Below are 26,118 nucleotides of genomic sequence, written 5' to 3'. Positions count from 1 at the left end.
GGGGGAGTCGCTCAGCGAGGCGCTTCGCCGTGCTTGATCTGCGGCTTGGGCAGGCGGAAGCGGCGGATCTGGATCGCCCGCATGATCCCGTAGCCCACCAGGCCCTGCCCCACCGAGCCGAAGCGCTCGGTGAGCTTGGACCGCAGCGAGCGACGCAGGATGAGGCTGTCGATCACGCACAGCGCGATGCCGCCCCACAGCACGACGATCATGCCCGTGCTCATCACGGTGGTGATCTCCGGACGGATCAGCGGCAGCACCAGCGCCACCAGCATGAACACCAGTGCGATCGGGAAGAAGTACTCGGCGATGTTGCGACGCGAGTCCACGACGTCGCGCACGTAGCGGCGCTCGGGGCCGCGGTGCTGCGCCGGCATCTTCCGCTCATCGCCGGTCACCAGCGCCTGCTGCGCCTCCATGCGCTCCTGGGAGGCGCGCTCGCGATCCCGCTTGCGCGCCTCCTTGCGGTCGTCGACGACCAGCGGACGGCGGCGCGCCGCCTCGGCCTCCTTGCGGGTGCGCGTGGGGCGGCCCTTGGTGCCGGGGCGGGAGGGGGCCGAGGACTGCTCGGCGGGATGCGGGGGCTCGGACTTGCGGAAGATCACCGGGGCATTCTAGGCGACGGGGACGAGAGCCGCCTGGGACCGCGGCGCGGGCACGCCCGGCGCCCGGTCCCGTCGCCTGGCCGCGGCGGTACCGTGAGGGCCATGAGCCTGAACGAAGACCCCGTCTCGCCCACCGCCGAAGTCGCCTCCCAGGAGGAGGTGCAGGCGCTGCGCGAACGCCTGGAACCCCTGCTCCCCGCCGCGATCGATGACCTGAAGGATCTGGTGCGGATCCCGTCGATCGCCTTCGAGGGCTACGACCAGGAGCCCGTGCGCCGCAGCGCCGAGGCCGTCGCCGAGCTGCTGCGCGGCGCCGGCATGCAGCAGGTGGACATCGAGTCCGTCGCGGGCGGCAGCCCCGCGGTCATCGGGCGCAGCCCGGCCGCCCCGGGGCACCCGACGGTGCTGCTCTACGCTCACCACGACGTGCAGCCCACCGGCGAGGTCTCCGACTGGAGCAGCGACCCCTTCGAGCCCGTCGAGCGCGACGGGCGCCTCTACGGGCGCGGCGCGGCCGACGACAAGGCCGGCATCATGGCCCACGTCACCGCGCTGCGCCTGGTCGGCGAGGAGCTCGCGGCCGACGGCATCGGCGTGAGCGTCTTCGTCGAGGGCGAGGAGGAGGCGGGCTCCCCGACCTTCCGCCCCTTCATCGAGGCGCACCGCGACGCGCTCGCGGCCGACCTCATCATCGTCGCGGACTCCGCGAACTGGGCGGTGGGAACCCCGGCGCTGACCACGAGCCTGCGCGGACTGGTCGACCTCGTGGTCGAGGTGCGGGCCCTGGACCACGCCGTCCACTCCGGCCTGTTCGGCGGCCCCGTGCTCGACGCCCTCACGCAGCTCAGCCGCCTGCTCGCGACCCTGCACGACGAGGACGGCACGGTCGCCGTCGAGGGGCTGCGACGCGCCGAGGACCCGAGCGTCGAGATGGACGAGGCCGACTACCGCCGCGACGCCGGCGTCGTCGAGGGGGCCGACCTCTCGGGCGAGGGCCCGCTGACCGCTCGCCTGTGGACCCGTCCGGCGCTGTCGGTGATCGGCATCGACGCCCCCTCGGTGCGCGACGCCTCCAACACGCTCGTGCCCCTCGCACGCGCCAAGGTGTCGCTGCGGATCCCGCCGGGCGAGGACCCCGAGCGAGCCATGGAGGCGCTGACCGCCCATCTCGAGTCCCACGCCCCGTCCACGGCGCGTGTCACGATCCACCCCGGAGAGCAAGGCCGACCCTTCAGCGCCGCGCAGAGCTCGCCCGCGATGGACCTCGCCCGCCGTTCCTTCGCACGGTCGTGGGGCACCGAGGCGGTGGACACCGGGCTCGGCGGCTCCATCCCGTTCATCGCCGACCTGCTCGAGGTCTTCCCGCAGGCCGAGGTGCTCGTCACCGGGGTCGAGGACCCCGAGTCCCGTGCGCACGGCATCGACGAGTCCCTCCACCTCGGAGAGTTCGCGAAGGTCTGCCTCGCCGAGGCTCTGCTGCTGCGCGGCGCCGGCGCTCTCGCGGAGAGCGCCTCGCAGGTCCGCGACGGGGACGGGGCATGAGCGGTCAGGGACCGGGCCGCCGGGGCGCCGGGGCCGACCGGGGGAGCGGGCAGGAGCCCGCGCCGGTCTCCCCGCTGATGATCCCGCTGCTGGTGGTGGGCCTCGCGATCGGCTTCTTCTCCGGCTACTTCCTGCTGTGGTGGGGAGCGCTCGTGGTCCTCGCCGTGATCGTCGCAGCCGTCTTGCTCGTGCTGAGGGGACGCAGCCGGGACGGCGCCACGGGCGCGATCGCCGGCGTGCTCCTCGGGTACGCCGGTGTGATCCTGGTGGCGCTCTTCCGCGGCGCGCTGTGACGGCGGCAGGGGCGGGGAGCTGCTCCGCGGCTGTCAGCCGGGGCGGTCCTCGTCGACCGGTGCAGGGACGTGAGGCGGCTCGCCGCCGACGGTCCTCCCCGTTCCCGGCGACCGAGGCGTATCCTGGGCGGAATCGAGCTTCGAGGAGGACCGCATGACCACGACCACCACCGAGCGTCCCGCCGCGGCGCACGGCGTCACCCTCACGTCCGGCGCCGCACAGAAGGTCACGAGCCTGCTGGAGCAGGAGGGCCGTGACGACCTCCGCCTGCGGATCGCGGTGCAGCCCGGCGGCTGCTCCGGACTGATCTACCAGCTCTACTTCGACGAGCGCCTGATGGACGACGACCAGGTCGTCGACTTCGAGGGCGTCGAGGTGATCGTCGACAAGATGAGCAGCCCGTACCTCAGCGGTGCCGTCATCGACTTCTCCGACACCATCGAGAAGCAGGGCTTCACGATCGACAACCCCAACGCGGGCAGCTCCTGCGCCTGCGGCGACTCCTTCTCCTGAGTCCCGCCCTGCCGCGCCGAAGGGCCCGGGCCACGTCCTCGCGACGCGGCCCGGGCCCTTCCGCATGCGCTCCGCGCCCGGTGGGACGGCCCTTCCCGGGTGCTGAGGGTGTGATCGTGGCGACGTGCAGATCACGGACCGGTCACGGCGCCGCGAAAGGGGAGGTCCACGGTGGGTCGAAGTGCCCGCACCACCCGTCGGACGCCGTATGATGACGAGGTGCCGTCAAGTGACGGGCCTTCCCGGGCTCGCCACGGCTCGCTCCTCAGGGGCGGGCGCGGCACTGTGGGTGTGTTCAGCCCACGTCAGTACCAGCTCCGCGCCGCGGAGCCGTCCCGGAACCTCCGTCCGGGTCGGCGACGAGGGCAGGAGACGACGAGCGGAAGGTCATCCCCTGTGATCCCCCAGGTCCCCAAGCGCGCGCGGCGCGGCCGTCGCGCAGCGGCAGCCGGCCTCGCCCTGGCCACACTGGTCCTCGCCGGCTGCACCCAGGCGCAGCAGCGCGGGTTCCTCCCCGGCCCCGACGACGGCCAGGAGGTCACCAGCCAGACCGAGAGGATCACGAACCTCTGGGTCGGGTCCTGGTCCGTGCTGGTCGTCGTCGGCCTCATCATCTGGGGCCTGACCATCTGGTGCGCGGTGGCCTACCGCCGCCGGAAGAACGACAAGGGCTTCCCGATCCAGCTTCGCTACCACGTGCCGCTCGAGCTGATGTTCACGCTCGTGCCCGTGGTGATGGTGCTGACCCTCTTCTACTTCACCCAGCGCGATGCGCGCGAGATCGAGATGCACGTCGCCGAGCCCGACGTGACCGTCAACGTCGTCGCCAAGCAGTGGAGCTGGGACTTCAACTACGTCGACGACAACGTCCACGAGCCCGCGGGCGTGCAGTCCTTCGCCACCGGCGAGCCGGGCGCCGAGGAGGCGCTGCCCGAGCTGTGGGTGCCCGTCGACCAGACCGTCGAGTTCCGCCTCGATTCGCGCGACGTGATCCACTCGTTCTGGGTCGTGGACTTCCTCTACAAGAAGGACATGATGCCGGGGCACACCACCAGCTTCCAGGTGACCCCCACGCGCATCGGCGAGTACTCCGGCAAGTGCGCCGAGCTGTGCGGCGAGTACCACTCCGACATGCTCTTCACGCTGAAGGTCGTGTCCCAGGAGGACTACGACGCCCACATGGAGGAGCTGCGCCAGCAGGGCTACGAGGGCCAGCTCGGCGTGGACCTCAACCGCAACGAGGAGGAGTGGAGCATGCGCGAGAAGCATGACGACGCCGGTCCTCGCTACACCGAGGAGACCGCGACCAGCGGCAACGAGGGAGACGACCAGTGAGCACCGACGTCACCGCCTCGCCGACCACCACGGCGCCCGCGCGGTTCCAGGAGGAGCGCCCCACCAACCTGGGGAGCCAGTTCTTCAAGCTCCTGACCACCACCGATCACAAGCTGATCGGCATGATGTACATGGGCATGGCGTTCGCGTTCTTCGCGTTCGGCGGCCTGCTCGCGCTCGGCATCCGCACCGAGCTGTGGGAGCCCGGACTGCAGGTCGTGGTCTCCAAGGACCAGTACAACCAGCTGTTCACCATGCACGGCACGATCATGCTGCTGATGTTCGGCACCCCGCTGTTCAACGGCTTCGCGAACTACCTCGTGCCGCTCCAGATCGGCGCCGTGGACATGGCCTTCCCGCGGCTGAACATGTTCGCCTTCTGGATCACGCTGTTCGGCTCGCTCATCGTGGTGGCCGGCTTCCTCACCCCGCAGGGTGCCGCGTCCTTCGGCTGGTTCGCCTACGCGCCGCTGTCGGACACGACGTTCTCGCCCGGCCTGGGCGGTGATCTGTGGGTCTTCGGATTGGCGTTGCAGGGCTTCGGCACGATCCTGGGCTCGGTCAACTTCATCACCACGATCATCTGCATGCGCATGCCCGGCATGACCATGTTCCGCATGCCGATCTTCACCTGGAACACCCTGATCACCGGTGTGCTGGTGCTCATGGCCTTCCCGCCGCTGGCCTCCGCGCTGCTGGCGCTCGGCGCCGATCGCCGTTTCGACGCGAACATCTTCGATCCCGCCAACGGCGGTCCTGTCCTGTGGCAGCACCTGTTCTGGTTCTTCGGCCACCCCGAGGTGTACGTGCTAGCCCTGCCGTTCTTCGGCATCGCCTCGGAGATCATCCCGGTCTTCTCGCGCAAGCCGATCTTCGGCTACAAGACCCTGGTCGGCGCGACGATCTCGATCGCGGCGCTGTCGGTGACCGTGTGGGCGCACCACATGTACACCACCGGCGCAGTCATGCTGGACTTCTTCGCCTTCATGACGATGCTCATCGCCGTGCCCACGGGCGTGAAGTTCTTCAACTGGATCGGCACGATGTGGAGGGGCTCGCTGACCTTCGAGACGCCGATGCTGTTCACCCTCGGGTTCCTCACCACCTTCATCTTCGGCGGTCTGACCGGCGTCATCCTGTCCTCGCCGGTGCTGGACTTCCACATCTCCGACACGTACTTCGTGGTCGCCCACTTCCACTACGTGATGGCCGGCACCGTGGTCTTCGAGATGTTCGCGGGCTTCTACTTCTGGTGGCCCAAGATGTTCGGCTACAAGCTCAGCGAGGGCATCGGCAAGCTCCACTTCTGGCTGCTGACCATCGGCTTCCACATGACCTTCCTGATCCAGCACTGGCTGGGCGTGGCCGGCGCACCGCGTCGTTACGTGAACTACCTCGCCGAGGACGGCTTCGACTGGATGAACCAGATCTCGACCGTCGGTGCGTTCATCATGGGAGTCTCCACCCTGCCCTTCCTCCTCAACGTGGTTCTGACCCACCTGAAGGGGAAGAAGGTCGAGGTCGACGACCCGTGGGGCTACGGTGCCTCCCTCGAGTGGGCGACGTCCTGCCCGCCGCCGCGCCACAACTTCCACTCGCTGCCCCGTGTGCGCTCCGAGCGGCCTGCGTTCGATCTCCATCACCCGGAGGTCGCCCTGCAGGACCACATGCTCGCGGAAGAGCCTCTCGACCACCCCAGGAGCAACTGACATGAGAGCAACCGCAAAGATCTTCTGGATCCTCGGTGTCTTCTTCCTGATCGTCACCGTCGCGTACGGCCTGCTGACGGGGTACTTCGAGCCCCTCGGCATCGAAACCGTCGGCTTCCCGGCGATGATCGCGCTGACCGGCCTGGCGTTCATGATCGCGATGACCGCCAGCCTCGCGGTCCGAAAGAACGACCTCGGCGCCTCCGACGAGGAGGACGGCGACCTCGAGAGCTCGGCCGGCGTGCAGGGCAGCTTCAGCCCCTACAGCTGGGCTCCCCTGTGGGCCGCCATCGGAGGTGCGCTGTGCTTCCTCGGCGTGGCCGCCGGCTGGTGGATCTTCGCCTTCGGCATCCTCTTCGCCGGCTACGGCGTCCTGCTCTGGGTCCTCGAGTTCTCCCGAGGCCAGCACGCCCACTGAGCCGGCGCCGCTCGCCTCGCTCCGAGGCATCCCAGGAAGGCCCCGCATCTCGGATGCGGGGCCTTCCTGCATCTCCGACGGCGGATGACGTCACGGGCGCCGGATCCTCTCCGGACTCACGTGTCCGCTGGGGCCGGCACATCAGCCGAGGCCGACGCCTCCCACGGGGCGCATGCCTCGTTCCCGGCGCGCACGCAACGCCCGGCGCGCACGCTACGGAGGGGCGCACGCTACGGAGGGGCGCTGCGTCTCGTGGGGGCGTCCACGCGTCCCCCGCGGGGTGCGCGCCTCGCCCGAGGCGCTGTCCGTTCTCTCGGGGCGGGGGGGGCACCGCTCATCGTCCACGGACCAGGGAGGGCTCGCCCGTCCGAGCGGACGCACTCTCCGGGCGAGGCACCGTGTGGGACGTTTGCTGACGAGTGGACGGACCGGGGCAGGAGGACGCGCTGACCGATTCGTCGACCGCCCGCCTCCTTCCGGATGCCACTTCGTATCGATGCTGCGCATCACATGGGGGAGAAGCAGCAGCTGGTGCAGAGGTCTCGCCTGGAGCCGGGTTCAACACCCTGACGCATCGATAGCGTGATATACAGCTGAAGAACTACGTGATAGCCACGGTGCGGTCCCTGCTCGCCCGAGGTGGAACGCCACCGTGCACATCAAGTGGCGCGTTCTCTCGCTTCCGGACGGGTTCTCGCGGTGGCGGAGGGGGCCGGTGCTAGCTTGTCCCGTGGATGCCCTGTACGTCGGCCGCTCGTTCGCGACGACATGTCAGGGGGCACGAGTCGCCGCGGAGCGTCTCGTGCGGTGCCACCTCACGACGATCAGGAGACGGACGAGATGATCAGCTCCAGCAGAACTCCCAGTGATCGTGCGCGAGCGCGGATCGCCCAGCTCTTCGGCGGTGAGCCGGGCGAGGAGCGCGCTGTCGCCTGGGCGCGCGGCGTGCTCGAGCACGCGGGGCTGGACGCCTCGAGGGCGCCTCTGCGGTCGATGCGTGCGCTGCGGCGCGCCGAACCGCGCCTGGGGCTCGTCGCCGGCCGCTATCTCGTCGAGGCGGTCGCCGGTCGCTCCGATGCGACAGGACGCGCCGGCGCGGGAAGCCCCCTCAGGGACTGACATCGCGTCGACAGGCCGGGGGAGGGAGCCCGCTGCCGGGCAGGGGGAGCCTCCGTGAGGTGCGGCGCTGGCGACGCAGGGATCAGCACGCAGAAGGAAGGGCCCCGAGGAATGATCCTCGGGGCCCTTCCTCGCCTGCCGGCCGGTGCGGTCAGCAGCGGGTCAGTGCACGACCTTCTCGGCCGGGGTGCGGTAGTCGCCGCCCGTGGCCTCGTCGACCAGATGCTTCTCGTGGCCGGCGTGCTCCATCGCCTCGCGGAGCGACGCCGGGGTGACCGGCTCGATGCGGTCCTTGAAGAAGAAGCTGGTGGCCTTGGCGCGCAGGGAGGAGACTCCCTTGCCCGCCTTGAGCGGACGGTAGTCGTCGTGGGCGACGAGCTCCCAGCGCTCGTACTCGTCCAGCGGCTCGTGGATCTCGATCATGTCGCCGGAGCCGGTGCGAACGATGCGAGAGGTCTCCCGGCCGTGCAGAACCAGATCGCGCTTCTGACGCTGGATCGAGAGGCACAGGCGCTTCGTGATGTAGAAGGCCAGCACCGGAGCCACGAAGAAGGAGATCCGGAACAGCCAGGTGAGGTCGTTGATCGAGAGCTGCAGGGCGATCGCGATGAGGTCGTTGGTCGCCGCCAGCGCGAGGATCAGGTACGAGACGATCCAGGCGACGCCGATGCCGGTGCGCACGGGTGCGTTGTACGGCTTGTCCGCGAGATGATGCTCACGGTCGTCGCCGGTGACCCAGGACTCGATGAACGGGTAGAGGGCGAGGAAGGCGAGCAGCCCGCCGTAGATCGCCATCGGGATCAGCATGTTCAGCGAGATCACGTAGCCGAAGATCGTGAACTCCCAGCCCGGGATGAGGCGCAGGCCGCCGTCGGTCCAGAGCATGTACCAGTCGGGCTGCGAGCCGGCCGAGACGGGGGAGGGATCGTACGGGCCGTAGACCCACATCGCGTTGATCGAGGTGGTCGCCGAGATCAGCGTGATGATGCCGAAGACGAGGAAGAAGAAGCCGCCTGCCTTCGCGCCGAACACCGGTAGCACCGGGTGTCCCACGACGTTGCGGTTGGTGCGGCCCGGGCCCGCGTAGTGGGTGTGCTTGTGCACGACCACGAGCACGAGGTGGATCGCGATGAGGCCCAGGATCGCCGCGGGCACGAGCAGGATGTGGATCGTGAACAGTCGCGGGATGATGTCGGTGCCCGGGAACTCGCCGCCGAAGAGCAGCATCGACAGGTAGGTGCCGACGATCGGGATCGACTTCATCAGGCCGTCGACCACGCGCAGGCCGTTGCCGGAGAGGACGTCGTCCGGGAGGGAGTAGCCGGAGAAGCCGGCGACCATGCCGAGCACCATGAGGGAGAAGCCGATGAGCCAGTTGAGCTCGCGGGGCTTGCGGAACGCGCCGGTGAAGAACACGCGGAACATGTGCACGAAGATCGCGACCATGAACACGAGCGCTGCCCAGTGGTGCATCTGCCGGAACAGCAGACCGCCCTTGACCTCGAACGCGATCTCCATCGTCGACTCGAAGGCGCGGGAGACCGTGGCGCCCTGGAGCGCCTCGTACGGGCCGTTGTAGATGACCTCCTCCATGGAGGGGTCGAAGAACATCGTCAGGAAGACGCCGGAGATCAGCAGGATGACGAAGCTGTACAGCGCCATCTCACCGAACATGAAGGACCAGTGGTCCGGGAAGACCTTGCGCGCGAAGAACTTCACGAAGCCGGCGCCGGAGAGACGCTGGTCGAGGAAGTCGCCGCCCACCGCACCGAGCTTGAGGATGCGGGAGTCGCCGTCGGAAGACTGCTTCCGGGTGCTGGGAGTCGTGGTCGTCATGAGATCACTTGTCCTTGTGGATGTTCCAGAAGCTGGGACCGATCGGCTCGGTGAAGTCGCCGGGGGCCACGAGATACCCCTCGGCGTCGACCTCGATCGGCAGCTGCGGCAGCGGACGGTGGGCCGGGCCGAAGATCACCTTGGCGCCGTCGGTGACGTCGAAGGTGGACTGGTGGCACGGGCAGAGCATGTGGTGCGTCTGCTGCTCGTAGAGCGCGACCGGGCACCCGACGTGGGTGCAGATCTTCGAGAAGGCGAGCACGCCCTCCACACCCATCGACATCGACTCGTCGTTCTTCGCGAGCTTGGGGTCGATGCGCACGATCACGGCCGCGGCCTTCGCGCGCTCCTCGAGGTGGTGCGGGGTCTCGTGCGTGAGGCCCTCGGGCATGACGTGGAAGATCGAGTTCATCGCGACGTCGGACAGCTTGATCGGCGTGCCGTCGTGGTCGCGGGCCAGGCGCTGGCCCGGGTTGTGGCCCCAGAAGGTGTGGTGGAGCTTGTTGCCCGGGAGCGGGCCCAGCGTCGACAGCGGGGCGAGCACGGCGATGGGAAGGGCCGCGAGGGCCGCCACCATCGCGGTGACCATGACGGGACGACGGCCGATGCCGGTCTCCGCCAGGCCGCCGGTGATCATCTCGGCAGCGACCTTGCGCGTCTCGTCGGAGCCGCGGACGTCATGGCGTTCCTCGACCCACTCCTCGTCGGGCATGAGCGTCTTGGCCCAGTGCACCGCCGCGGCGCCGATGAAGAACACCGCGATCGCGAGGCCGAGGCCCGCGACGAGGTTGGACCACCACAGCGCGCGGGGAGTGCCCTCCTCCGCGAAGATGTTGGTGTCCAGCGGCGTGACGAGGAAGTACGCCGCGATGAAGATGACGGTCCCGACCACGCTGAGGAGGAACATGAAGGCGACGAGTCGCTCGGCGCGCTTCTCCGCGGGCTTGGAGATGTCGGTCTGACGGGGGGAGTGGGGAGGCAGACCCGGGTTGGGGAACCCGCCGCCCTCCTTGGGGGCGAGGGTGCTGACCCGGGTGGGGGAGCTGCCGTCGGTGTTGGTGTTCATGCTCGCATTCACTTGGCCTTCGCCCCCAGCCACACGGCGGCGCCGAGGAGCAGGGACAGGATGATCGTCCAGGCGTACAGGCCCTCGGTCACGGGGCCGAGGGAGCCCAGGGAGATGCCGCCGGGGGAGCCGGTCTCCTCGAGGGTCTCGAGGTAGGTGATGACGTCCCGCTTGTCCTCGGGGGAGAGGTTGGTCTCGTTGAAGACCGGCATGTTCTGGGGACCGGTGTCCATGGCCTCGTAGACGTGCTTGCCCTCGACGCCGACGACCGGCGGGGCGTACTTGCCTCGGGTCAGCGCACCGCCGGCACCGGCCGCGTTGTGGCACATGGCGCAGTTGATGCGGAAGATCTCGCCGCCGCGCTCGGCGTCGCCCTTGCTGGTGTCCAGCCACTCCTCGTCCGGCACCGACGGGCCGGGGCCGAGCGAGGCCACGTACGCGGCGAGCTGACGGGTCTGCTCCTCGTTCATCTGCTGCGGCTTCTCGCGGGCCTGGGCGCCCGAGGCCTGCATGGGCATGCGGCCCGTGCCGACCTGGAAGTCGACGGCGGCGGCGCCCACGCCGATCAGCGAGGGGCCGAGGGTGGAGCCGTCGGCGTCCGTGAGACCCGCGGCGTCACGGCCGTGGCAGGTCGCGCAGTTCGCGAGGAAGAGAGCCTCTCCGGCCTCGACGTCGCTCTCTGTGTAGGCCTCGGCCTGGGCCGTCTGCGGCTGCAGGGCCGCGTACAGCCCGCCGGTCGCGACGAGCGCGAGCAGCAGGATCACGAGTAGCGCCATCGGGTGATGACGACGTGCGGCGAGAGCCTTCACGGTTCGGACCTCGATTCGTGGAGGGGGCGGACGGGGAGGGACAGGAGTTCGGGGGTGCGGTGGGGCCCGGGGGCCGCTGCGCGGATCAGAAGATCGTCCAGTCGAAGTCGACCGGGATCACGTGGCCGGAGGAGACGCCGGTCAGGATCGGGTCGAGCATGTACACGACGAAGAAGAGCACGATCCAGACGATGTCGACGAAGTGCCAGTAGTAGGAGATGCAGATCGCCGAGACCTGCTCGTGCGCCGTGAAGCTCTCCGCGACGTAGGCGCGCATCAGCACCATCAGGAACGCGACGAGGCCGCCGATCACGTGGAGGCCGTGGAAGCCCGTCGCGAGGTAGAAGATCGAGCTGAACGGCGAGGACGACAGCGTCACGCCGTGGTGGACGAGCTCCGCGTACTCGAAGGCCTGGCCCGAGACGAAGATCGCGCCGAGGATGAAGGTGAGCGTGTACCACTCGATCATCCCCCAGCCGGCGATGTTGAAGATCGAGCCCTCGCGGCGCTTGCGCGGCGCGAACGACTGGCCCCAGGGGAAGCGGCCCTCGGCGACGAAGACGCCGATCTGGCAGGTGACGGAGCTGAAGACCAGGATCGAGGTGTTCAGCAGCGCGAAGCCATGGGTGAAGTTCGACTGGCCCTCGGCGAAGGTCTCCGGCGCCATCGAGCGCAGCGTGAAGAACATCGCGAACAGGCCGCCGAAGAACATGAGCTCGCTGGCGAGCCAGACGAGGGTGCCGATCTGCGTCGGGTTCGGGCGGCCGACCGCTGGGGCGGCAGCGGGGGAGGAGCGCACAGGCAGAGTCGCAGTAGTCACGTCACCATTATGTCGTGTCGTCAGATTCGGTGTGTCGGTTCACGACGACCGAGCACATCGCGGGGCCTGCGCCCCGGGCGGACCGTGCCAGCATAGCCCTCCTGACGGCCTGTCACGAACCAGGACACGCGTCGATACGCCCAGGTGATCGGCCATGTGCGTGCGTCGTGACCGTTCCGTGATCCGATCCGTGACCAGGGCGACGGTGCACCCGCTCGCAGGTGCGATGATCGAGGCATGAGCGAGCAGACCCCGACCTGGTCCCGGCTCACCGCGCGCCTGGTGCGCGGCGAGCATCTCGAGCACGCCGAGGCGAGCTGGGCGATGGACGAGATCATGACCGGGGAGGCGGGTCCCGTCCCGCTGGCGGGCTTCCTCGTGGCGCTCCAGGCCAAGGGCGTCAGCAGCACGGAGCTCGAGGCCCTGGCCGACTCGATGGTCGCCCACGCCCGTCCCGTCGCGGTGGAGCGGCATGCGATCGACATCGTCGGCACAGGGGGCGACCTCGCGCAGACTGTGAACATCTCCACGATGGCCTCGGTGGTGATCGCCGCGTCCGGCCGCACCGTCGTCAAGCACGGCAACCGCGCCTCGACCTCCCGCTCGGGCTCGGCCGACGTGCTCGAGGCGCTCGGCGTCCGGCTGGACCTCCCCGTGCCCGAGGTCGAGCGCCTGGTCGGCGAGGTCGGCATGACCTTCCTCTTCGCGCAGGTGTTCCATCCCTCCATGCGCTTCGCCGCTGAGGCGCGCAAGGGCCTGGGCATCCCTACCGTGATGAACATCCTGGGACCGATCACGAACCCCGCGCGCCCGCTCGCGAGCGCGGTCGGGGTCGCCGATCCGGCCATCGCCCCGACCGTCGCCGGCGTGTTCGCCTCGCGCGGCACCAGCGCCCTCGTCTTCCGCGGTCAGGACGGCCTGGACGAGCTGACGGTGAGCGCCGCCTCGGACGTCTGGGAGGTCCGCGGCGGGGAGGTGCGCTCGCGCCTGTTGGACCCGACGGCGCTGCTGGGCATCCCCCGCAGCCCCCACGACGCGCTCCGCGGGGGTACGGCCGAGGAGAACGCACAGGTCGCCCGTGACCTCTATGCGGGGGCGAAGGACGGGCGGATGGGCCCGATCCGGGATGCGGTGCTGCTGAACGCCGCGGCGGGCATCCTCGCCCACGACGGCATCGGGCAGCCGGCCGCCGACTGCTTCGAGGACCGCTTCCGCGCCGCCCACGCAGAGGCGGTCTCCACGCTCGACAGCGGGGCGCCGGCGACGCTGCTCGCGCGCTGGGCGACGGCGTCCCAGGAGTCGCTCGCCGCGAACGGCTGAGCGCGCTCCCTCAGCCCTCGAGACCCAGGTCGAACGCGGCGTCGAGGTCCCGCTTCGAGTAGGTCTTGAAGGCGATGTTGGTGGTGGTGTCCCGGACACCCTCGACTCGGCTGAGCGAGCCGGCGATCACGCCGGCGAGATCCTCGTGGTTCCGCACACGGGCCACCGCGATCAGGTCCACGTCGCCGGTGACGGAGTAGACCTGCTCGATCCCGTCGATGTCGACGATCGCCTCGGCGACCTCGGGGATGCGCTGGGGGTCGACGACGATCGAGACGATGGCGGTGATCATGGATTCTCCTTCGACGGGCGCGGGGGCGCCGAGCGGCTTCTCCCGTGAGCCTATTCCCCCGGGGCGGTCGAGGTCATGGCGAAGCGCCGGGCGAGGTGCTCCGCGTCGAAGCGGGCCCGGGCCGGCACCTGCCACGATCCCTCGCTCAGCACCGTGCGCACGCCCTCGCCCTCGAGCCACCCCAGCAGGATCTCGGCCTCCTGGTGGTACCCCTGGCACAGGGGCGCGGCGAGCTCGGCCTCGCCGGTCCCCGTCATCGCCAGGGAGCGGGCGAAGGGCAGGGGGTCCTTCGCCGCGGGCACCAGGGTGGTGCCGGAGAACCGTCCGTGGCGCACTGCCAGCAGCTCCCAGCCGCGTCCGCCGATCACGGCCTCGGTGCTGGGCCGGGCGGCGATGAGCAGCGGCACCTCCGCGAGGGCGCGCAGCCGGGAGGCGCGACGGGCGGCGTCCAGATAGGCGAGAGCCAGTCGGCGCAGCTTCTCCGCCTCCTCGTAGCGTCCGGCGTCGACGTGGGTGCGCAGCCGGGAGGCGGCATGGTCGAGCACCTCGCGCGGGTCGGCGACCATGGCGCGGCGCAGCCGCTCGTGATGCCCGCTCGACGGGGCGGCGCCGCGCGCGGGATCGGCCTCCAGCGCGGCACCGCGCCCCATGACCGCGTCGGTGAGCAGCCCGCGCAGCGGCTGGGCGTCGTGCCGGGAGGCGAGGGGACCGATGTGCGCCGAGCCGTCGTCCTCCGCGCGGGCCAGCCGCGCCCCGCGCAGCCCCTCGCCCGTCGGCCCGAGCCGCAGCCAGTGCGCCGCCTCCGGGCGCAGCCCGCGCCGGTTCGAGGGCGGCTTCTCCTGCGCGATCAGCCGCAGCTCGCGCACGGCGGCCTCGGTGGCGGTGGCGCACTCGATCACGCGCAGCGACTCCGCGCGCGGCAGCATGTCCAGGATCGCGCGGCGCGTCTCGCTCGCGGTGAAGTAGGTGCGCACCCGGGAGCGCAGGTTCCGGGAGGTGCCGACGTACAGCACCGAGCCGTGCCCGTCGAGGAACTGGTAGACGCCGGGGACCGAGGGGACGTCGGCCGCGAGGTGCTTCTTGCGCAGCTGCACGGGCTTGGCCCGGCGGTGGGCCGTGCCGAGGTCCTCGAGGGTCGAGGCGCCCGTCGGGCCCAGCCGGGCGATGATCGCGTGGAGCACGTCGACCGTCGCGCGGGCATCGGAGAGGGCACGGTGGTTCGGGGTGACCGCCGCCCCGACATGGGCGGCGAGGGTCGAGAGCTTGTGATCGCGCACCTCGTCGCGGCGGAAGACCGTCCGGGCGAGCGCGAGGGTGTCCAGCACGGTCGGCGCGGGCCACTCCAGCGCGCACTCGGCGGCGCGGGCGCGCAGGAAGCCGATGTCGAAGCGGGCGTTGTGCGCCACCAGCGCGGCCTCGGGCCCGACGAAGTCCAGGAACATCGGCAGCACGGTCCCGATCGAGGGGGCGCCGCGCACGGTCGCATCGGAGATGCCGGTGAGGGAGGCGATGTAGGCCGGGATCGGACGCTCCGGGTCCACGAAGGTGCGGAACTCGCCGAGCACCTCGCCGCCGCGCACCTTCACCGCGCCGATCTCGGTGATCGCGTCCGCGGAGGGGTCCGTCCCGGTGGTCTCGAGATCGACCACCACCAGCGTCGCCTCCGCGAGCGGGGTGCCCAGGTCCTCGAGGCTGAGCTGACGGCGTGCGGGCATGGGGGACAGGCTACGACGCGGCCCCGACAGCCGGACGTCGGAAGGCTGCGCCGGCACCGGTCCGCGACGAGCCCGGACGCACGACGGGCCTGCGATGCGCGACGGGCCCACGACGCGCGACGGGTCCCGGCACCTCGGAGGTGCCGGGGCCCGTCGGCCGCCGAGGGCGAGCGTGCCCGCGCTCAGCCCTGGGGCTTGGGCGCGGAGTAGATCTTCTCGATGATCGGGGCGAGGTCCTTCACGACCACGTTGCGCTTGAGCTTCAGCGAGGGCGTGAGATAGCCGTTCTCCTCGGTGAAGTCGGAGTCGATGACCACGAAGGAGCGGATCGACTCGGCCCGGGAGACCGACTCGTTCGCCCGGTCCACCACCTTCTGCAGCTCGGCGCGGATCTCCGCGTCCTCCGCGGCCTGGGTGAGGCTCATCTCCGGCTTGCCGTTGTTCTTCAGCCAGGTCGGGAGCATCTCGGCGTCCAGCGTGAGGATCGCGGCGACGAAGGGCTTCTGGTCACCGATCACCACGCACTGGCTGACCAGGGGGTGGGAGCGCAGCTGGTCCTCGAGCTGCGCCGGGGAGACGTTCTTGCCGCCCGCAGTGACGATGACCTCCTTGCGGCGTCCGGTGATCGTGATCGATCCGTCGTCGGCGAGGGAGCCGAGGTCACCGGTGTGGAACCAGCCGTCCTTCAGGGACTCGGCGGTGGCCTCGGGGTTGTTGTGATAGCCCTTGAACACCATCACGCCCTTGACCAGCAGCTCCCCGCTGTCGTCGATCGCGACGGAGGAGCCGGGCAGGGGCGGTCCCACGGTGCCGGGGCGGACGTCCCAGGGCAGGTTCACGCAGATCGGCGCCGTGGTCTCGGTGAGGCCGTAGCCCTCGAGCACGGTCACGCCGATGCCGCGGAAGAAGTGGGACAGCCGCGCACCGAGCGGAGCGCCGCCGGAGACCGCCCACCTGACCTGACCGCCCATCGCCTCGCGCAGGGTGCCGTAGACGAGACGGTCGAAGAGCTTGTGCTTGAGCGAGAGGGTGAGCGGGACCTTCCCGTCGGCCAGCGCGGTGGAGTAGTCGATCGCGGTCTTCGCGGCGGCGCCGAAGATCCTGCCCTTGCCGCCGGCGATCGCCTTGGCCTCGGCGCCGTTGTAGACCTTCTCGAACACGCGCGGCACGGCGAGCAGGAAGGTGGGCTTGAAGGCGGCGAGGTCGGACAGGAGGTTCTTGGTGTCCGGGGTGAAGGCCGTGGTGACCGGCCAGGCCGCGGCGAGCACCGTGATCAGACGGGCGAAGACGTGCGCCATGGGCAGGAACATCAGCAGGCGCGAGCCGCTGGGCAGCACCTTCTCGCCCAGCAGCGTCACCGCGCTGCGGGTGGTGTCGACGAAGTTCGCGTGCGTGAGCTCGACGCCCTTGGGACGGCCGGTCGTGCCGGAGGTGTAGATGATGGTGGCGACGTCGTCGAGACGGCGCGCGGTGCGCCGGGACTCGAGCTCCTCGTCGCTGATCCCTGCGCCGCGCTGCCTGAGGTCCTCGAGGATCCCGTCCTCCAGCACGCCGATGCGCTGCAGAGCCGGCAGCTCGCCGCGCACCGACTCCATGTCCTCCTGGTGGCGCGTGGACTCGACGAGGGCGAACTTCGCCGCGGAGTCCGAGGCGATCCACTGGATCTGGCTCGGGGAGGAGGACTCGTAGATCGGGACGCTGACGCCGCCGGCCCACCAGATCGCCCAGTCCGCCAGCGCCCACTCGTAGCGGGTGCGGGAGAGGATCGCGACGACATCGCCGGGGGCGACTTCGGAGGCGATCAGCCCCTTCGCGACCGCCTTGACGTCCTCGACGAAATCGGCGGTCCGCATCGGACGGTAGCCGCCGCCCTCCTGGGCGAGCTCGAAGATCGGCACGGAGGGATCCGCCCTGAGGCGCCCCAGCAGCAGGTCCGTCGCGTTCTCGTCGGGGCTGCTGTGATGCTGGGGCGGCGTGGTGTACTGCTTCATCGAATCTCCTTCGATCCGGCGGGGTGCACGTGACCGGCGTACCGGACGACCTGGCCGGAAGCGCTGGTGGGGTCGTGCCGAGTCTACGGCAGTGCGCCACTACGATGAGCGCGACAGCTGCGCGACGACCGGATGCGCGCGGCGCGCAGGGGAACGAGGCAGGGACGGATGCTCTCCATCGGAGTCGACATCGGCGGCACGAAGATCGCGGCAGGGGTCGTGGACGAGGACGGCGAGATCATCGCCGCGACCACGCGCAGCACGCCGGCGACGGACCCGGCGCTGCTCGAGGCCGCGGTCGCCGATGCGGTCGCGGAGCTGCGCGGCGAGCACGCCGTCGGCGGGATCGGCGTCGGCGCGGCCGGGTTCATCGGCGCGGACCGGCGCACCGTCACCTTCGCCGCGAACCTGGCCTGGCGCGATCATCCCCTCGCCGACGAGCTCGAGCGCCTCACAGGGCTCCCGGTCGTCGTCGAGAACGACGCGAACGCCGCCGGCTGGGCGGAGTTCCGCTTCGGCGCGGCCCGGGAGGCGCGCCACATGCTGATGCTCACCGTCGGCACGGGACTCGGCGGCGCGGCCGTGATGGAGGGCGTCCTGCTGCGCGGCAGCGGGGGCTTCGCCGGCGAGGTCGCCCACATGACCGCGGTGCCCGACGGGCAGTGGTGCGGGTGCGGGCTGCGCGGCTGCCTCGAGCAGTACACGGCCGGCACCGCGCTCGTGCGCGCCGCGAAGCGCCGGGCCGCGAGCGGCGACCCGCTGCTCGGTCCGCTGGTGCAGGCCGCCGGCGGGGACCGGCGTGCGATCGACGGCCCGCTCGTCACGCGACTGGCCCAGCAGGGGGACCCGGGCGCCCGGGAGCTCATCGCTGAGATCGGGACCTGGCTCGGACGCGGCGCGGCGACGATCTCCGCGCTGCTGGACCCCGACGTGATCGTCGTCGGCGGCGGGGTCTCGGCCGCCGGGGACCTGCTGCTGGATCCCGCCCGACAGGCGTACTCCTCGAGCCTCACCGCCCGCGCGCACCGGCCCCTGGCACCCTTCGTGCTCGCCGGCATGGGGAACCGTGCCGGGATCGTCGGCGCCGCGGACCTCGCCCGCTGAGCCGCGCAGGCGGGGAGCGCAGCCGCGCAGGCGGGGAGCGCAGCCGGGCCGGCGGGGGCCGGCTCAGACCTCGGCGCCGTCGTCCCCCTCGTCGCGAGGGCGGCGCGGCAGCCGCAGCAGCAGCGAGACCATCCCGCCGAGCGCCGCGGCGCCGCCGGCCCATCCGAGCACGGAGGGCAGCGAGGCCGAGAGCGTCACGGCGAGCAGGAGCACGAAGCCGCCGAGCAGCGCGGTCCACGACCACAGCACCGCGGAGGAGGGCTGGGGAAGGTCCGGGTCCGGCGGGTCGAAGTCGCCGTAGAGCACCTCGTCGTCGTCGAGCTCGCGCGGCGGGGCGTCCCGCGGCCCCCTCGAGGGATGCGCCTCCCGGGCACGTCGGCGGGACTCATGCAGGGCCTCTTCGGTCGGCGACCCGTCCTCGTCCGCCTCGGCGGCGAAGCGGCCGGGGCCGTCCTCGTCCTCCGGCGCGGCCGGCTCGCGCGGCGCCCTGCCGGGGCCGAGCGCGAGCCCCTCGTCGCGCAGCATCCGGGCGAACTCCGCGTCGACGTCGCGGGGCTCGGGGGAGCGGCCGTCCTCCCCGCTCATCGGGAACCCTCGGGGACGGGGACATGGGCGTCCAGGAACCGGGCCGAGGTCTCGAACAGCAGCGGGGCGTCGTGGTCGAGCGGCGCCAGATGGTGGCTCCGGGCGAGCGAGAGCCGTTCGACGGGCCCGCGGACCCGGGCGGCGACGAGGTCGCTGTCGGAGGGCGGGACGGTGTGGTCGACGCGGGAGGTCGCCAGCAGCAGCGGGGCCCGGACGGCGCCGAGACCCTCGCGGGTGCGGCGGAACAGCCGGCGCAGCTGGCCGACGGCGCGCACCGGCATCCGCTCGTACGCCTCCTCGGAGGCGTCCTCGCGCGCGATGTCCGACCCGATCCCGGGCAGGGTGCTCACCACCGGGGAGATCAGATCGGCCGCGGCCGCGATCCGGGGCAGCGTCATCCCCGGGTTCACCGCGACCACGGCGCAGATCGCCCCGGCGAGCTCCTCGTCCTCGGCGAGGGCGAGGGCGAGGTTCCCGCCCATCGACAGCCCGCCCACCGCGATCGGCCCGAGCTCGCCGGACAGCTCCAGCGCCGCCTCGCGCACGCACCCGTACCAGTCCTGCCAGCTGGTGCGCGCGAGGTCCTGCTCTGTGCGCGCGTGGCCGGGCAGCAGCGGCAGCTCGACCTCCCAGCCGAGCGCGGCGTGGTGCTCCGCCCAGGGACGCATCGACTGCGGCGAGCCGGTGAACCCGTGGCAGAGGAGGAGCCCGCCGCGCGGGTTAGAGTGACCCCGCGCGCGCCACGGCCGGGACAGTTCGCTGAACGCCATGGGGACATCGTCGCATCCGCTTCCGCCCGGGGCATCCTCGCCCCGTCCTCGAGCGCCCGCAGGAGGGCCGACGTGCTGTACGAGATCGCCAAGCCCTTCGTCATGGCGGTGGTGAGGGCCGTGTGGGCACCGACGCTCAGCGGCCACGAGAACATCCCCGAGCAGGGACCGGTCATCCTGGCGTCGAACCATCTCACCTACGCCGACACCGTGTTCCTGCCCGGACAGGTGCGGCGCAGCGTGCACTTCCTGGGCAAGTCCGACATCTTCTCCGGCCGCTCGCCGATCGCGCGGCTCGCCGGCGCGGTGATGCGAGGGCTGCACGTGATGCCCGTGGACCGCAGCGGCGGCGGGGCCGCGCGCACCGCGATCCAGGCGGGGCTCGAGGTGCTCTCCCGCGGCGACGTGCTCGGCATCTACCCCGAGGGGACCCGGAGCCCCGACGGCCGGCTGCATCGAGGGAAGACGGGGGTGGCGCGCTTCGCCCTCGCAGCGGACGCGCTTATCGTGCCGGTCGCCATGATCGGTGCCTTCGAGGCGCAGCGGGGACGGAAGTACTTCCCGCGCCGCCGGCCCCGCATCCATGTGGAGGTCGGGGCGCCGATCGATCCGGCGGAGGTTCTCGCCCGCCATCCCGGAGCCGACGAGGCGACACGGCTGCGCGCCGTGACCGACGAGGTCATGGACCGCATCGCCGCGCTCTCCGGGCAGGAGCGGGCCCCGGAGTACGCGAGCGACGTGAAGCGCCGGCTGCGCGCGGAGCATGCCGCCGCGAACCCCTCCGGGACCCGGCGCCGACGGCGGTGAGCCCCTGATGGGCTCTCGTCGGGACTGCGCCGTGCCCGCGCCGGGCCGCGCACTGCCCGGCGATCGGTCCCTGAGCACGCACCCGTGCGGAACTGGCTACCCTGTCGGCGTGACTCCATTCAGCCCCGACGCCCCCGCCCGCGCCCACGACTTCTCGCTGTCCTCGGCCGACGACGGCCTGGCGGCGCTCGGCGCCTGGCGCGAGCTCCCGCGCGTGCAGCAGCCCGTGTGGCCCGACGAGGGGTCCCGCGCCCGGGTCTTCGACGACCTGCGCGCCGCGCCGCCGCTGGTCTTCGCCGGGGAGGTCGACGTGCTGCGCGAGCGCGTCGCCTCCGCGGCCCGCGGCGAGGCTTTCCTCCTCGCCGGCGGCGACTGCGCCGAGACCTTCGCGGACTCCACCGCGGACCGCATCCGCAACAAGATCCGCACCATCCTGCAGATGGCGGCCGTGCTCACCTACGGCGCCTCCGTGCCGGTGGTGAAGATGGGCCGGATGGCCGGGCAGTTCGCCAAGCCCCGCTCCGCCGACGTGGAGACCCGCGACGGCGTGACCCTGCCCACCTACCGCGGCGACGCGGTCAACGAGTACGCCTTCACCGAGGAGGCCCGGATCCCGGATCCGCGCCGCCTGTGGAAGACGTACACCACCAGCGCCTCCACGCTGAACCTCCTGCGCGCCTTCACGAACGGCGGCTTCGCGGACCTCCGCGAGGTCCATTCCTGGAACCGGGGCTTCACCTCCTCGGGCGTCGGCTACGACCGCTACGAGGAGCTCGCGGGGCAGATCGACAAGGCCGTGCGTTTCATGGACGCGATCGGGGCGGACTTCGACGCGCTGAAGGTCGTGGAGTTCTACGCCTCCCACGAGGCGCTGCTGCTGGACTACGAGGAGGCGCTCGCGCGCATCGACTCCCGCACCGGCGAGATCTATGGCTGCTCGGGCCACTTCCTGTGGATCGGCGAGCGCACCCGTCAGCTCGACGGCGCGCACGTGGAGTTCATGTCCCGTCTGCGCAACCCGATCGGGGTGAAGCTCGGCCCCGACGCCTCCCTCGACGACGCGCTGCGTCTGATCGACCGCCTCGACCCCGAGCGCGAGCCGGGCCGTCTCACCTTCATCACCCGCATGGGCGCCGGGAAGATCCGTGACCGGCTCCCGGCGCTGGTCGAGGGCGTGCGGGATTCCGGCGCCCAGGTCGCCTGGGTGACGGACCCGATGCACGGCAACACCATCACCTCCTCCAACGGCTACAAGACCCGCCGCTTCGAGGACATCCTCGACGAGGTCGTGGGCTTCTTCGAGGTGCACCAGGAGCTCGGAACCGTCCCGGCGGGCCTGCACATGGAGCTCACCGGCGACGACGTCACCGAGGTCCTGGGCGGCACCGGGGAGATCGACGAGGAGGGCCTCACACGCCGCTACGAGACCCTCGTGGACCCGCGGCTGAACCATCAGCAGTCCCTCGAGCTCGCCTTCCTCGTCGCGGAGATGCTCTCCCGCCGCTGAGCGGTTCCGCGCCTCCGGCAGCCCGACGACGACGGCGCCGCCCCGGTCGGGGCGGCGCCGTCGTCGTGCGCGGCAGGCGCGAGCGCCGGACCTTCGCCGCCCCGGCCCCGGGGCTCAGAAGACCTTGATCGTGATCGTCGAGCCCTTGGCCTGCTGGCTGCCCGCCGCGGCGGTCTGCTCGTAGACCTGGCCGAAGACCGGCTCGCCCTTGTCATGGACGACCTGGACCGTGAACCCGGCCGATTCGAGGGCGGAGCGGGCCTCGGCCTCGGGCTTCTTGAAGACGTCCGGGACCGTGACCATCTCCGGGCCGAGCGAGGTGACGATGTGGACGGTGTCCCCGCGGTGCAGGGTGCCGGAGGCGGGGGACTGCGAGATCACCGAGCCCTTCGGGACCGACGGGGAGTGCGCCTCCGCGCTCGTGACCCGGAACCCAGCCGCCTCGAGGGTGGAGCGCGCCGAGGCCGCGGGGGCGCCGGTCTGGTCCGGCACGGACAGCGGCTGACGTCCCTGCGAGACGACCACGTGGACCTCGCCGCCCTCGGGGAGCGCCTCGGCATCGGCCGACTGGGAGATCACCACGCCCTGGGGGACGGTCTCGGAGTACTCCGCCTCGTCCTCGACCAGCTCGAGCCCGAGCGCCTCGACCTGCTCGCGCGCCTCCTCGAGGCCGGTGCCCTCGAGCGCGGGGACGGGGAAGGTCTCCACCCCCTTGGAGACCACGAGGTGGACGTCGCTGCCCTTCTTCAGGGTGGTGCCGGTCGAGGGCTCCGCGGAGATCACGTGCCCGGCCGGGACGGTGTCGTCGAAGCGCTCCTGGGTCCGCACGGTGAGATCGGAGGCGGTCAGCTCCGCCTCCGCGTCCTGCAGCGGGGTGCCGGTGACGAGCGGGACGGTCCTGTCGGCGCCGGGGCCGGTCTCGAGATACCAGTCGGCGCCGGTCCACGCCCCGCCCGCCAGCACAGCCACGAGGCTCAGCGCGGCGAGCGCGGCCATCGGCCGGGAGCGGCGGCGCGCGCCGACGGGCAGGTGCCGTCCGCGCCGGGCGCGGGGAGCGCGCACGACGAGGCTGCGCGTCCTCTCGTCCTCCTCGGCGGCGGCGCCCTCGGGCTCCTCGGCGTCCGTCCCGTCCTCGTCCTCCGCCTCCTCGCCGGCGTCGGCGTCGGGCGCGGTGGTCTCGGCATCGGCGCCGCCGGGCGCGAAGACGCGCGGGCCGCGGGAGATGTCGGCCGCGACCTCGTCCAGCGAGGAGGTGGGGCGGGGGACGTCGCCGGTGTCGCTCGGCTCGATCTCCTCGGGTCGGGCGGCGAGCACCGCCGCGGGGAGCGTGCGGAGGAGCTCCCGCACCGCCTTCAGCAGGTCGGCAGCGGAGGCGGGTCGCTGCTCGACCCCGCGCGCGCAGGCCCAGGTGATCAGGGAGTCCAGAGGGCGGGGGATGCCGGAGACCAGCGTCGAGGGCGCGGGGATGTCCTCGTGGACGTGCTGGAAGGCGATGTGCACCGGCTGCTCGCCGCGGAAGGGCTGCCGTCCGGTCAGCATCTCGAACAGGACCACGCCGAGGGAGTAGAGGTCGCTGCGCTCGTCGGCCTCGCCGCGGGTGACCACCTCGGGGCTGATGTACGCGACGGTGCCGAGCAGGGCGGCGCCGGTGGAGGAGTTGTTCGCGCCGATCGCGCGGGCGAGCCCGAAGTCGGCGACCTTCACGGTGTCCTGCCGGTCCAGCAGGATGTTCTCGGGCTTGATGTCCCGATGGACGATCCCGGCCCCGTGCGCGGCGACCAGCGCCTCCAGCACCTGCGCCGTGATCTCGAGGGACTCGCCGACGGTGAGGCGACCGCGCTCCACGATCCGGGCGCGCAGCGTCTCGCCCTCGATGAGCTCCATGGCGAGGTAGATGCGGTCCTCGTCCTCGCCCTGGTCGAAGACGCCGACGACGTTGCGGTGGGCGAGGCGGGCGGCGGAGCGCGCCTCCCGTCCGAAGCGACGGCGGAAGTCCTCGTCCATCGCGAGGTGGGGATGCATGATCTTCAGGGCCACGACGCGGTCCAGCCGCTGGTCGTGCCCGCGGTGCACGGTCGCCATTCCGCCGCGCGCGATCGGCTCCTCGACCCGGTAGCGGTCGTCGAGGAGCAGGCTGATGCCGGGGGAAGTCGACGTCGCCGAGCTCACGTGTCCGAATCTATGCGGCGAGGGGCCCCGGAACGGGGAACGACACACGCGGCGCGCGGCACAGTGACGCGGTCGACGGGATGCGCGGGCCGCCGGAGCCGTGGCACTCTGGTCCCGTGAACGACCTGGACACCCTCATCACCGAATGGCTCACCCTCCCCGACGTCGCCGAGCATCTCGACGTCGAGGTCTCGCGCGTCCGCCGCCTCATCGAGGAGGGCCAGCTGGTCGCCGTGCGGCGCGGGGATCCCGTGGTGCGCATGGTGCCGGCGCTGCTGCTCAAGGACGGCGAGATCACCCCGCACCTGCCCGGCACGATCACCGTGCTGCGCGACGGCGGCTTCGAGGACGCGGAGCTGCTGGCCTGGCTGTTCGAGGAAGACGACTCGCTCCCCGGCCGTCCCATCGACCACCTCCGCCGGGGCCAGCGCGGCGAGGTGCGCCGCCGGGCGCTCGCCCTCGCCCTCTGAGTCACCGCCTGGCAGGCCGACCGGGACGTCCCGTCCCGGTCGGCGGCGGCCTCAGGCTCGCAGCGAGTCGACGTCCGTCGCACGCACTGCGAGGGCCTCGAGCCCGGCGCGGCCCAGCTCTCCCAGCCCCTCGGCGGCCTCCAGGAGCTCCCGGCCCCGGGTGGCGCGAGCGCGCACGTCGGCGGCGACCGAGGCGACGGCCCCCGTCGCGACCATGAGCTCGTGCACGGCGTGGACGGCCGCCTCGTCCGCCTCGGCATCGCCGACCACGCGCGAGAGCAGGCGCTGCCCCTCGGCGTCGGCCGCGGCCTCGGCGCGGGCCAGGAGCACGGTGCGCTTGCCCTCGACGATGTCGCCGCCGATCGGCTTGCCGGTGGCGTCCTGGTCCCCGACCACGCTGAGCAGGTCGTCGCGCAGCTGGAACGCGGTCCCCACCTCGATCGCCCAGCCGGAGAGCGCCTCGAGCTCCGGCTCCTCGGCGCCCATCAGCGCCGCCCCCATCCGCACGGGCCGCAGCACGGTGTACGGCACCGTCTTCCAGCGGATCACCGAGAGCGCGGCCTGCTCCGCATCGGGGGCGGAGGCGAAGCCGCCCGCCTGATGGAGGATGTCGAGGTGCTGCCCGGACATCACCTCGGTGCGCATGGCCTCGAACTCGGCGCGGGCCGCCGCGACGCGCGCGGCGGGACCCGGGATCGCCGCTGCGATCTGCTCCGCCCAGGTCAGGGCGAGGTCGCCGAGCACGATCGCGACCGCGACGCCGAACTCCTCGGCGGAGCCGGAGAGCCCGGCGGCCTCGTGCGAGCGCTGGGCCCGGACATGCTGTGCCGGGCGTCCCCGCCGCACGGGGGAGTGGTCGATCACGTCATCGTGGAGCAGCGCCGCCGCCTGCACGAGCTCGATCGCCGCGCCCAGCCTCGCGAGCGCCTCCACCTCCTCGGCCGTCGGCTCCCGGCGGAGCGCCGCGACCCCGCCCCAGAAGCAGAAACGGGGACGGAGCAGCTTCCCGCCCTCGAGGAAGGCCTCGAGGTCGTCCACCAGCGCCGCGCTCTCCGTCGAGATCCGCCCCAGCTGCGTCCTGCGCTCGGAGAGCTCGACGGCCGTGACCTCCTCGATCCGGGAGACGAGCAGCGCGTCGAGATCCGAGAGGCGAGCGGCGGGGGGAGTCGGCGAGGCAGCGGTCATCGAGGGGTCCTTTCGCACGGGTGCCCCTGATCCTCCCATGCACGCCTGGGACCCCCCGCGCGGGCCGTCCCGCGCACGGTCGGACGCGAGGCGACCGTTCCTCCCCACCGGGGCTCCGTCCCCAGGGCGCGCTCCTC

24 protein-coding genes are annotated in these 26,118 nt (G+C 71.7%); 12 read left to right on the top strand and 12 right to left on the bottom strand.

Features of this window, described 5'->3' with window-relative positions:
* Positions 1-11: 11 nt before the first annotated feature.
* Positions 12-605 carry a DUF3043 domain-containing protein gene (locus A4A78_RS16735; protein ID WP_062951177.1) on the bottom strand — a complete coding sequence of 198 codons (594 nt, stop codon included), beginning with the start codon at positions 603-605 and terminating at the stop codon, positions 12-14.
* 102 nt (positions 606-707) lie between these two features.
* On the opposite strand from A4A78_RS16735, the gene A4A78_RS16730 reads away from it, so the two are divergent.
* The 7 genes from A4A78_RS16730 (at position 708) to A4A78_RS16700 (ending at position 7,535) form a co-directional block, all read left to right on the top strand.
* Positions 708-2,147 (top strand): dipeptidase, encoded by a 1,440-nt coding sequence (locus A4A78_RS16730; RefSeq protein WP_062951175.1) that lies wholly within the window; start codon positions 708-710, stop codon positions 2,145-2,147.
* Complete coding sequence (locus A4A78_RS16725) at positions 2,144-2,440, top strand: hypothetical protein (RefSeq protein ID WP_231881083.1); 297 nt, start codon at positions 2,144-2,146, stop codon at positions 2,438-2,440. The genes A4A78_RS16730 and A4A78_RS16725 overlap by 4 nt, the downstream gene beginning before the upstream one ends.
* A gap of 154 nt (positions 2,441-2,594) precedes the next feature.
* Positions 2,595-2,954: an iron-sulfur cluster insertion protein ErpA gene (gene erpA / locus A4A78_RS16720; RefSeq protein ID WP_053917775.1), complete on the top strand. Its 360-nt coding sequence runs from the start codon at positions 2,595-2,597 to the stop codon at positions 2,952-2,954.
* Between the two features lie 396 nt (positions 2,955-3,350).
* Positions 3,351-4,289: a cytochrome c oxidase subunit II gene (gene coxB / locus A4A78_RS16715; RefSeq protein WP_062951173.1), complete on the top strand. Its 939-nt coding sequence runs from the start codon at positions 3,351-3,353 to the stop codon at positions 4,287-4,289.
* Positions 4,286-5,998 carry a cytochrome c oxidase subunit I gene (ctaD, locus tag A4A78_RS16710; protein ID WP_062951172.1) on the top strand — a complete coding sequence of 571 codons (1,713 nt, stop codon included), beginning with the start codon at positions 4,286-4,288 and terminating at the stop codon, positions 5,996-5,998. The genes coxB and ctaD overlap by 4 nt, the downstream gene beginning before the upstream one ends.
* A 1-nt stretch (position 5,999) precedes the next feature.
* The gene (locus tag A4A78_RS16705) at positions 6,000-6,416 is read left to right on the top strand and encodes a cytochrome c oxidase subunit 4 (RefSeq protein WP_062951170.1); all 417 of its coding nucleotides are present in this window, start codon (positions 6,000-6,002) and stop codon (positions 6,414-6,416) included.
* An 840-nt stretch (positions 6,417-7,256) separates the two neighbouring features.
* The gene (locus A4A78_RS16700) at positions 7,257-7,535 is read left to right on the top strand and encodes a hypothetical protein (RefSeq protein WP_062951168.1); all 279 of its coding nucleotides are present in this window, start codon (positions 7,257-7,259) and stop codon (positions 7,533-7,535) included.
* 162 nt (positions 7,536-7,697) lie between these two features.
* Here the strand turns inward: A4A78_RS16700 and A4A78_RS16695 are convergent, their stop codons facing one another.
* From A4A78_RS16695 to A4A78_RS16680, 4 genes are all read right to left on the bottom strand, one after another.
* On the bottom strand, positions 7,698-9,371 hold the full coding sequence (locus A4A78_RS16695) for a cytochrome bc complex cytochrome b subunit (RefSeq protein ID WP_062951157.1): 1,674 nt from the start codon (positions 9,369-9,371) through the stop codon (positions 7,698-7,700).
* 4 nt (positions 9,372-9,375) lie between these two features.
* Entirely contained in the window at positions 9,376-10,437 is a 1,062-nt protein-coding gene (locus A4A78_RS16690; protein WP_062951154.1) for a ubiquinol-cytochrome c reductase iron-sulfur subunit, read from the bottom strand.
* Positions 10,438-10,445: 8 nt separating this feature from the next.
* Complete coding sequence (locus A4A78_RS16685) at positions 10,446-11,246, bottom strand: c-type cytochrome (protein ID WP_062951144.1); 801 nt, start codon at positions 11,244-11,246, stop codon at positions 10,446-10,448.
* An 85-nt stretch (positions 11,247-11,331) separates the two neighbouring features.
* Positions 11,332-12,066, bottom strand: coding sequence for a heme-copper oxidase subunit III (locus tag A4A78_RS16680; RefSeq protein ID WP_082835386.1), 735 nt, complete (start codon positions 12,064-12,066; stop codon positions 11,332-11,334).
* Positions 12,067-12,303: 237 nt separating this feature from the next.
* Here A4A78_RS16680 and trpD point away from each other — a divergent pair, with 237 nt between their 5' ends.
* Positions 12,304-13,386 (top strand): anthranilate phosphoribosyltransferase, encoded by a 1,083-nt coding sequence (gene trpD, locus A4A78_RS16675; protein WP_062951143.1) that lies wholly within the window; start codon positions 12,304-12,306, stop codon positions 13,384-13,386.
* Positions 13,387-13,396: 10 nt separating this feature from the next.
* Here trpD and A4A78_RS16670 read toward each other — a convergent pair whose 3' ends face one another.
* The 3 genes from A4A78_RS16670 to A4A78_RS16660 all read right to left on the bottom strand — a co-directional run bounded on the left by A4A78_RS16670 (position 13,397) and on the right by A4A78_RS16660 (position 17,384).
* Positions 13,397-13,678, bottom strand: a complete 282-nt coding sequence (locus A4A78_RS16670; RefSeq protein ID WP_010550590.1) for an Lrp/AsnC family transcriptional regulator — start codon at positions 13,676-13,678, stop codon at positions 13,397-13,399.
* A 50-nt stretch (positions 13,679-13,728) separates the two neighbouring features.
* The gene (locus tag A4A78_RS16665; RefSeq protein ID WP_062951141.1) at positions 13,729-15,393 is read right to left on the bottom strand and encodes a DEDD exonuclease domain-containing protein; all 1,665 of its coding nucleotides are present in this window, start codon (positions 15,391-15,393) and stop codon (positions 13,729-13,731) included.
* Positions 15,394-15,575: 182 nt separating this feature from the next.
* A complete protein-coding gene (locus A4A78_RS16660; protein WP_062951139.1) occupies positions 15,576-17,384 on the bottom strand; it encodes a long-chain fatty acid--CoA ligase in 1,809 nt (602 codons plus the stop codon).
* Between the two features lie 168 nt (positions 17,385-17,552).
* Here A4A78_RS16660 and A4A78_RS16655 point away from each other — a divergent pair, with 168 nt between their 5' ends.
* Positions 17,553-18,488, top strand: coding sequence for an ROK family glucokinase (locus A4A78_RS16655; RefSeq protein WP_062951137.1), 936 nt, complete (start codon positions 17,553-17,555; stop codon positions 18,486-18,488).
* Between the two features lie 63 nt (positions 18,489-18,551).
* Here A4A78_RS16655 and A4A78_RS16650 read toward each other — a convergent pair whose 3' ends face one another.
* Together A4A78_RS16650 and A4A78_RS16645 are read right to left on the bottom strand one after the other, a co-directional pair.
* Positions 18,552-19,073, bottom strand: a complete 522-nt coding sequence (locus A4A78_RS16650) for a hypothetical protein (RefSeq protein ID WP_062951135.1) — start codon at positions 19,071-19,073, stop codon at positions 18,552-18,554.
* Positions 19,070-19,843, bottom strand: a complete 774-nt coding sequence (locus tag A4A78_RS16645) for a carboxylesterase (protein ID WP_062951134.1) — start codon at positions 19,841-19,843, stop codon at positions 19,070-19,072. The genes A4A78_RS16650 and A4A78_RS16645 overlap by 4 nt, the downstream gene beginning before the upstream one ends.
* A gap of 72 nt (positions 19,844-19,915) precedes the next feature.
* Here A4A78_RS16645 and A4A78_RS16640 point away from each other — a divergent pair, with 72 nt between their 5' ends.
* Together A4A78_RS16640 and A4A78_RS16635 are read left to right on the top strand one after the other, a co-directional pair.
* Positions 19,916-20,650 (top strand): 1-acyl-sn-glycerol-3-phosphate acyltransferase, encoded by a 735-nt coding sequence (locus A4A78_RS16640; protein ID WP_062951133.1) that lies wholly within the window; start codon positions 19,916-19,918, stop codon positions 20,648-20,650.
* A 109-nt stretch (positions 20,651-20,759) separates the two neighbouring features.
* Positions 20,760-22,157, top strand: coding sequence for a class II 3-deoxy-7-phosphoheptulonate synthase (locus tag A4A78_RS16635; RefSeq protein WP_197466699.1), 1,398 nt, complete (start codon positions 20,760-20,762; stop codon positions 22,155-22,157).
* 114 nt (positions 22,158-22,271) lie between these two features.
* Here A4A78_RS16635 and pknB read toward each other — a convergent pair whose 3' ends face one another.
* Positions 22,272-24,326 carry a Stk1 family PASTA domain-containing Ser/Thr kinase gene (gene pknB / locus A4A78_RS16630; protein ID WP_062951132.1) on the bottom strand — a complete coding sequence of 685 codons (2,055 nt, stop codon included), beginning with the start codon at positions 24,324-24,326 and terminating at the stop codon, positions 22,272-22,274.
* A gap of 116 nt (positions 24,327-24,442) precedes the next feature.
* On the opposite strand from pknB, the gene A4A78_RS16625 reads away from it, so the two are divergent.
* Entirely contained in the window at positions 24,443-24,796 is a 354-nt protein-coding gene (locus A4A78_RS16625) for an Rv2175c family DNA-binding protein (RefSeq protein WP_126988572.1), read from the top strand.
* Positions 24,797-24,847: 51 nt separating this feature from the next.
* Here the strand turns inward: A4A78_RS16625 and A4A78_RS16620 are convergent, their stop codons facing one another.
* A complete protein-coding gene (locus A4A78_RS16620) occupies positions 24,848-25,981 on the bottom strand; it encodes a polyprenyl synthetase family protein (RefSeq protein ID WP_062951129.1) in 1,134 nt (377 codons plus the stop codon).
* Positions 25,982-26,118 lie beyond the last annotated feature (137 nt).

This window comes from Brachybacterium sp. sponge, from assembly GCF_001613775.1.
GTDB lineage: Bacteria > Actinomycetota > Actinomycetes > Actinomycetales > Dermabacteraceae > Brachybacterium > Brachybacterium conglomeratum.
Note: the sequence above shows the minus strand (reverse complement) of the source record. Positions and strands in the feature narration are given on the sequence as shown.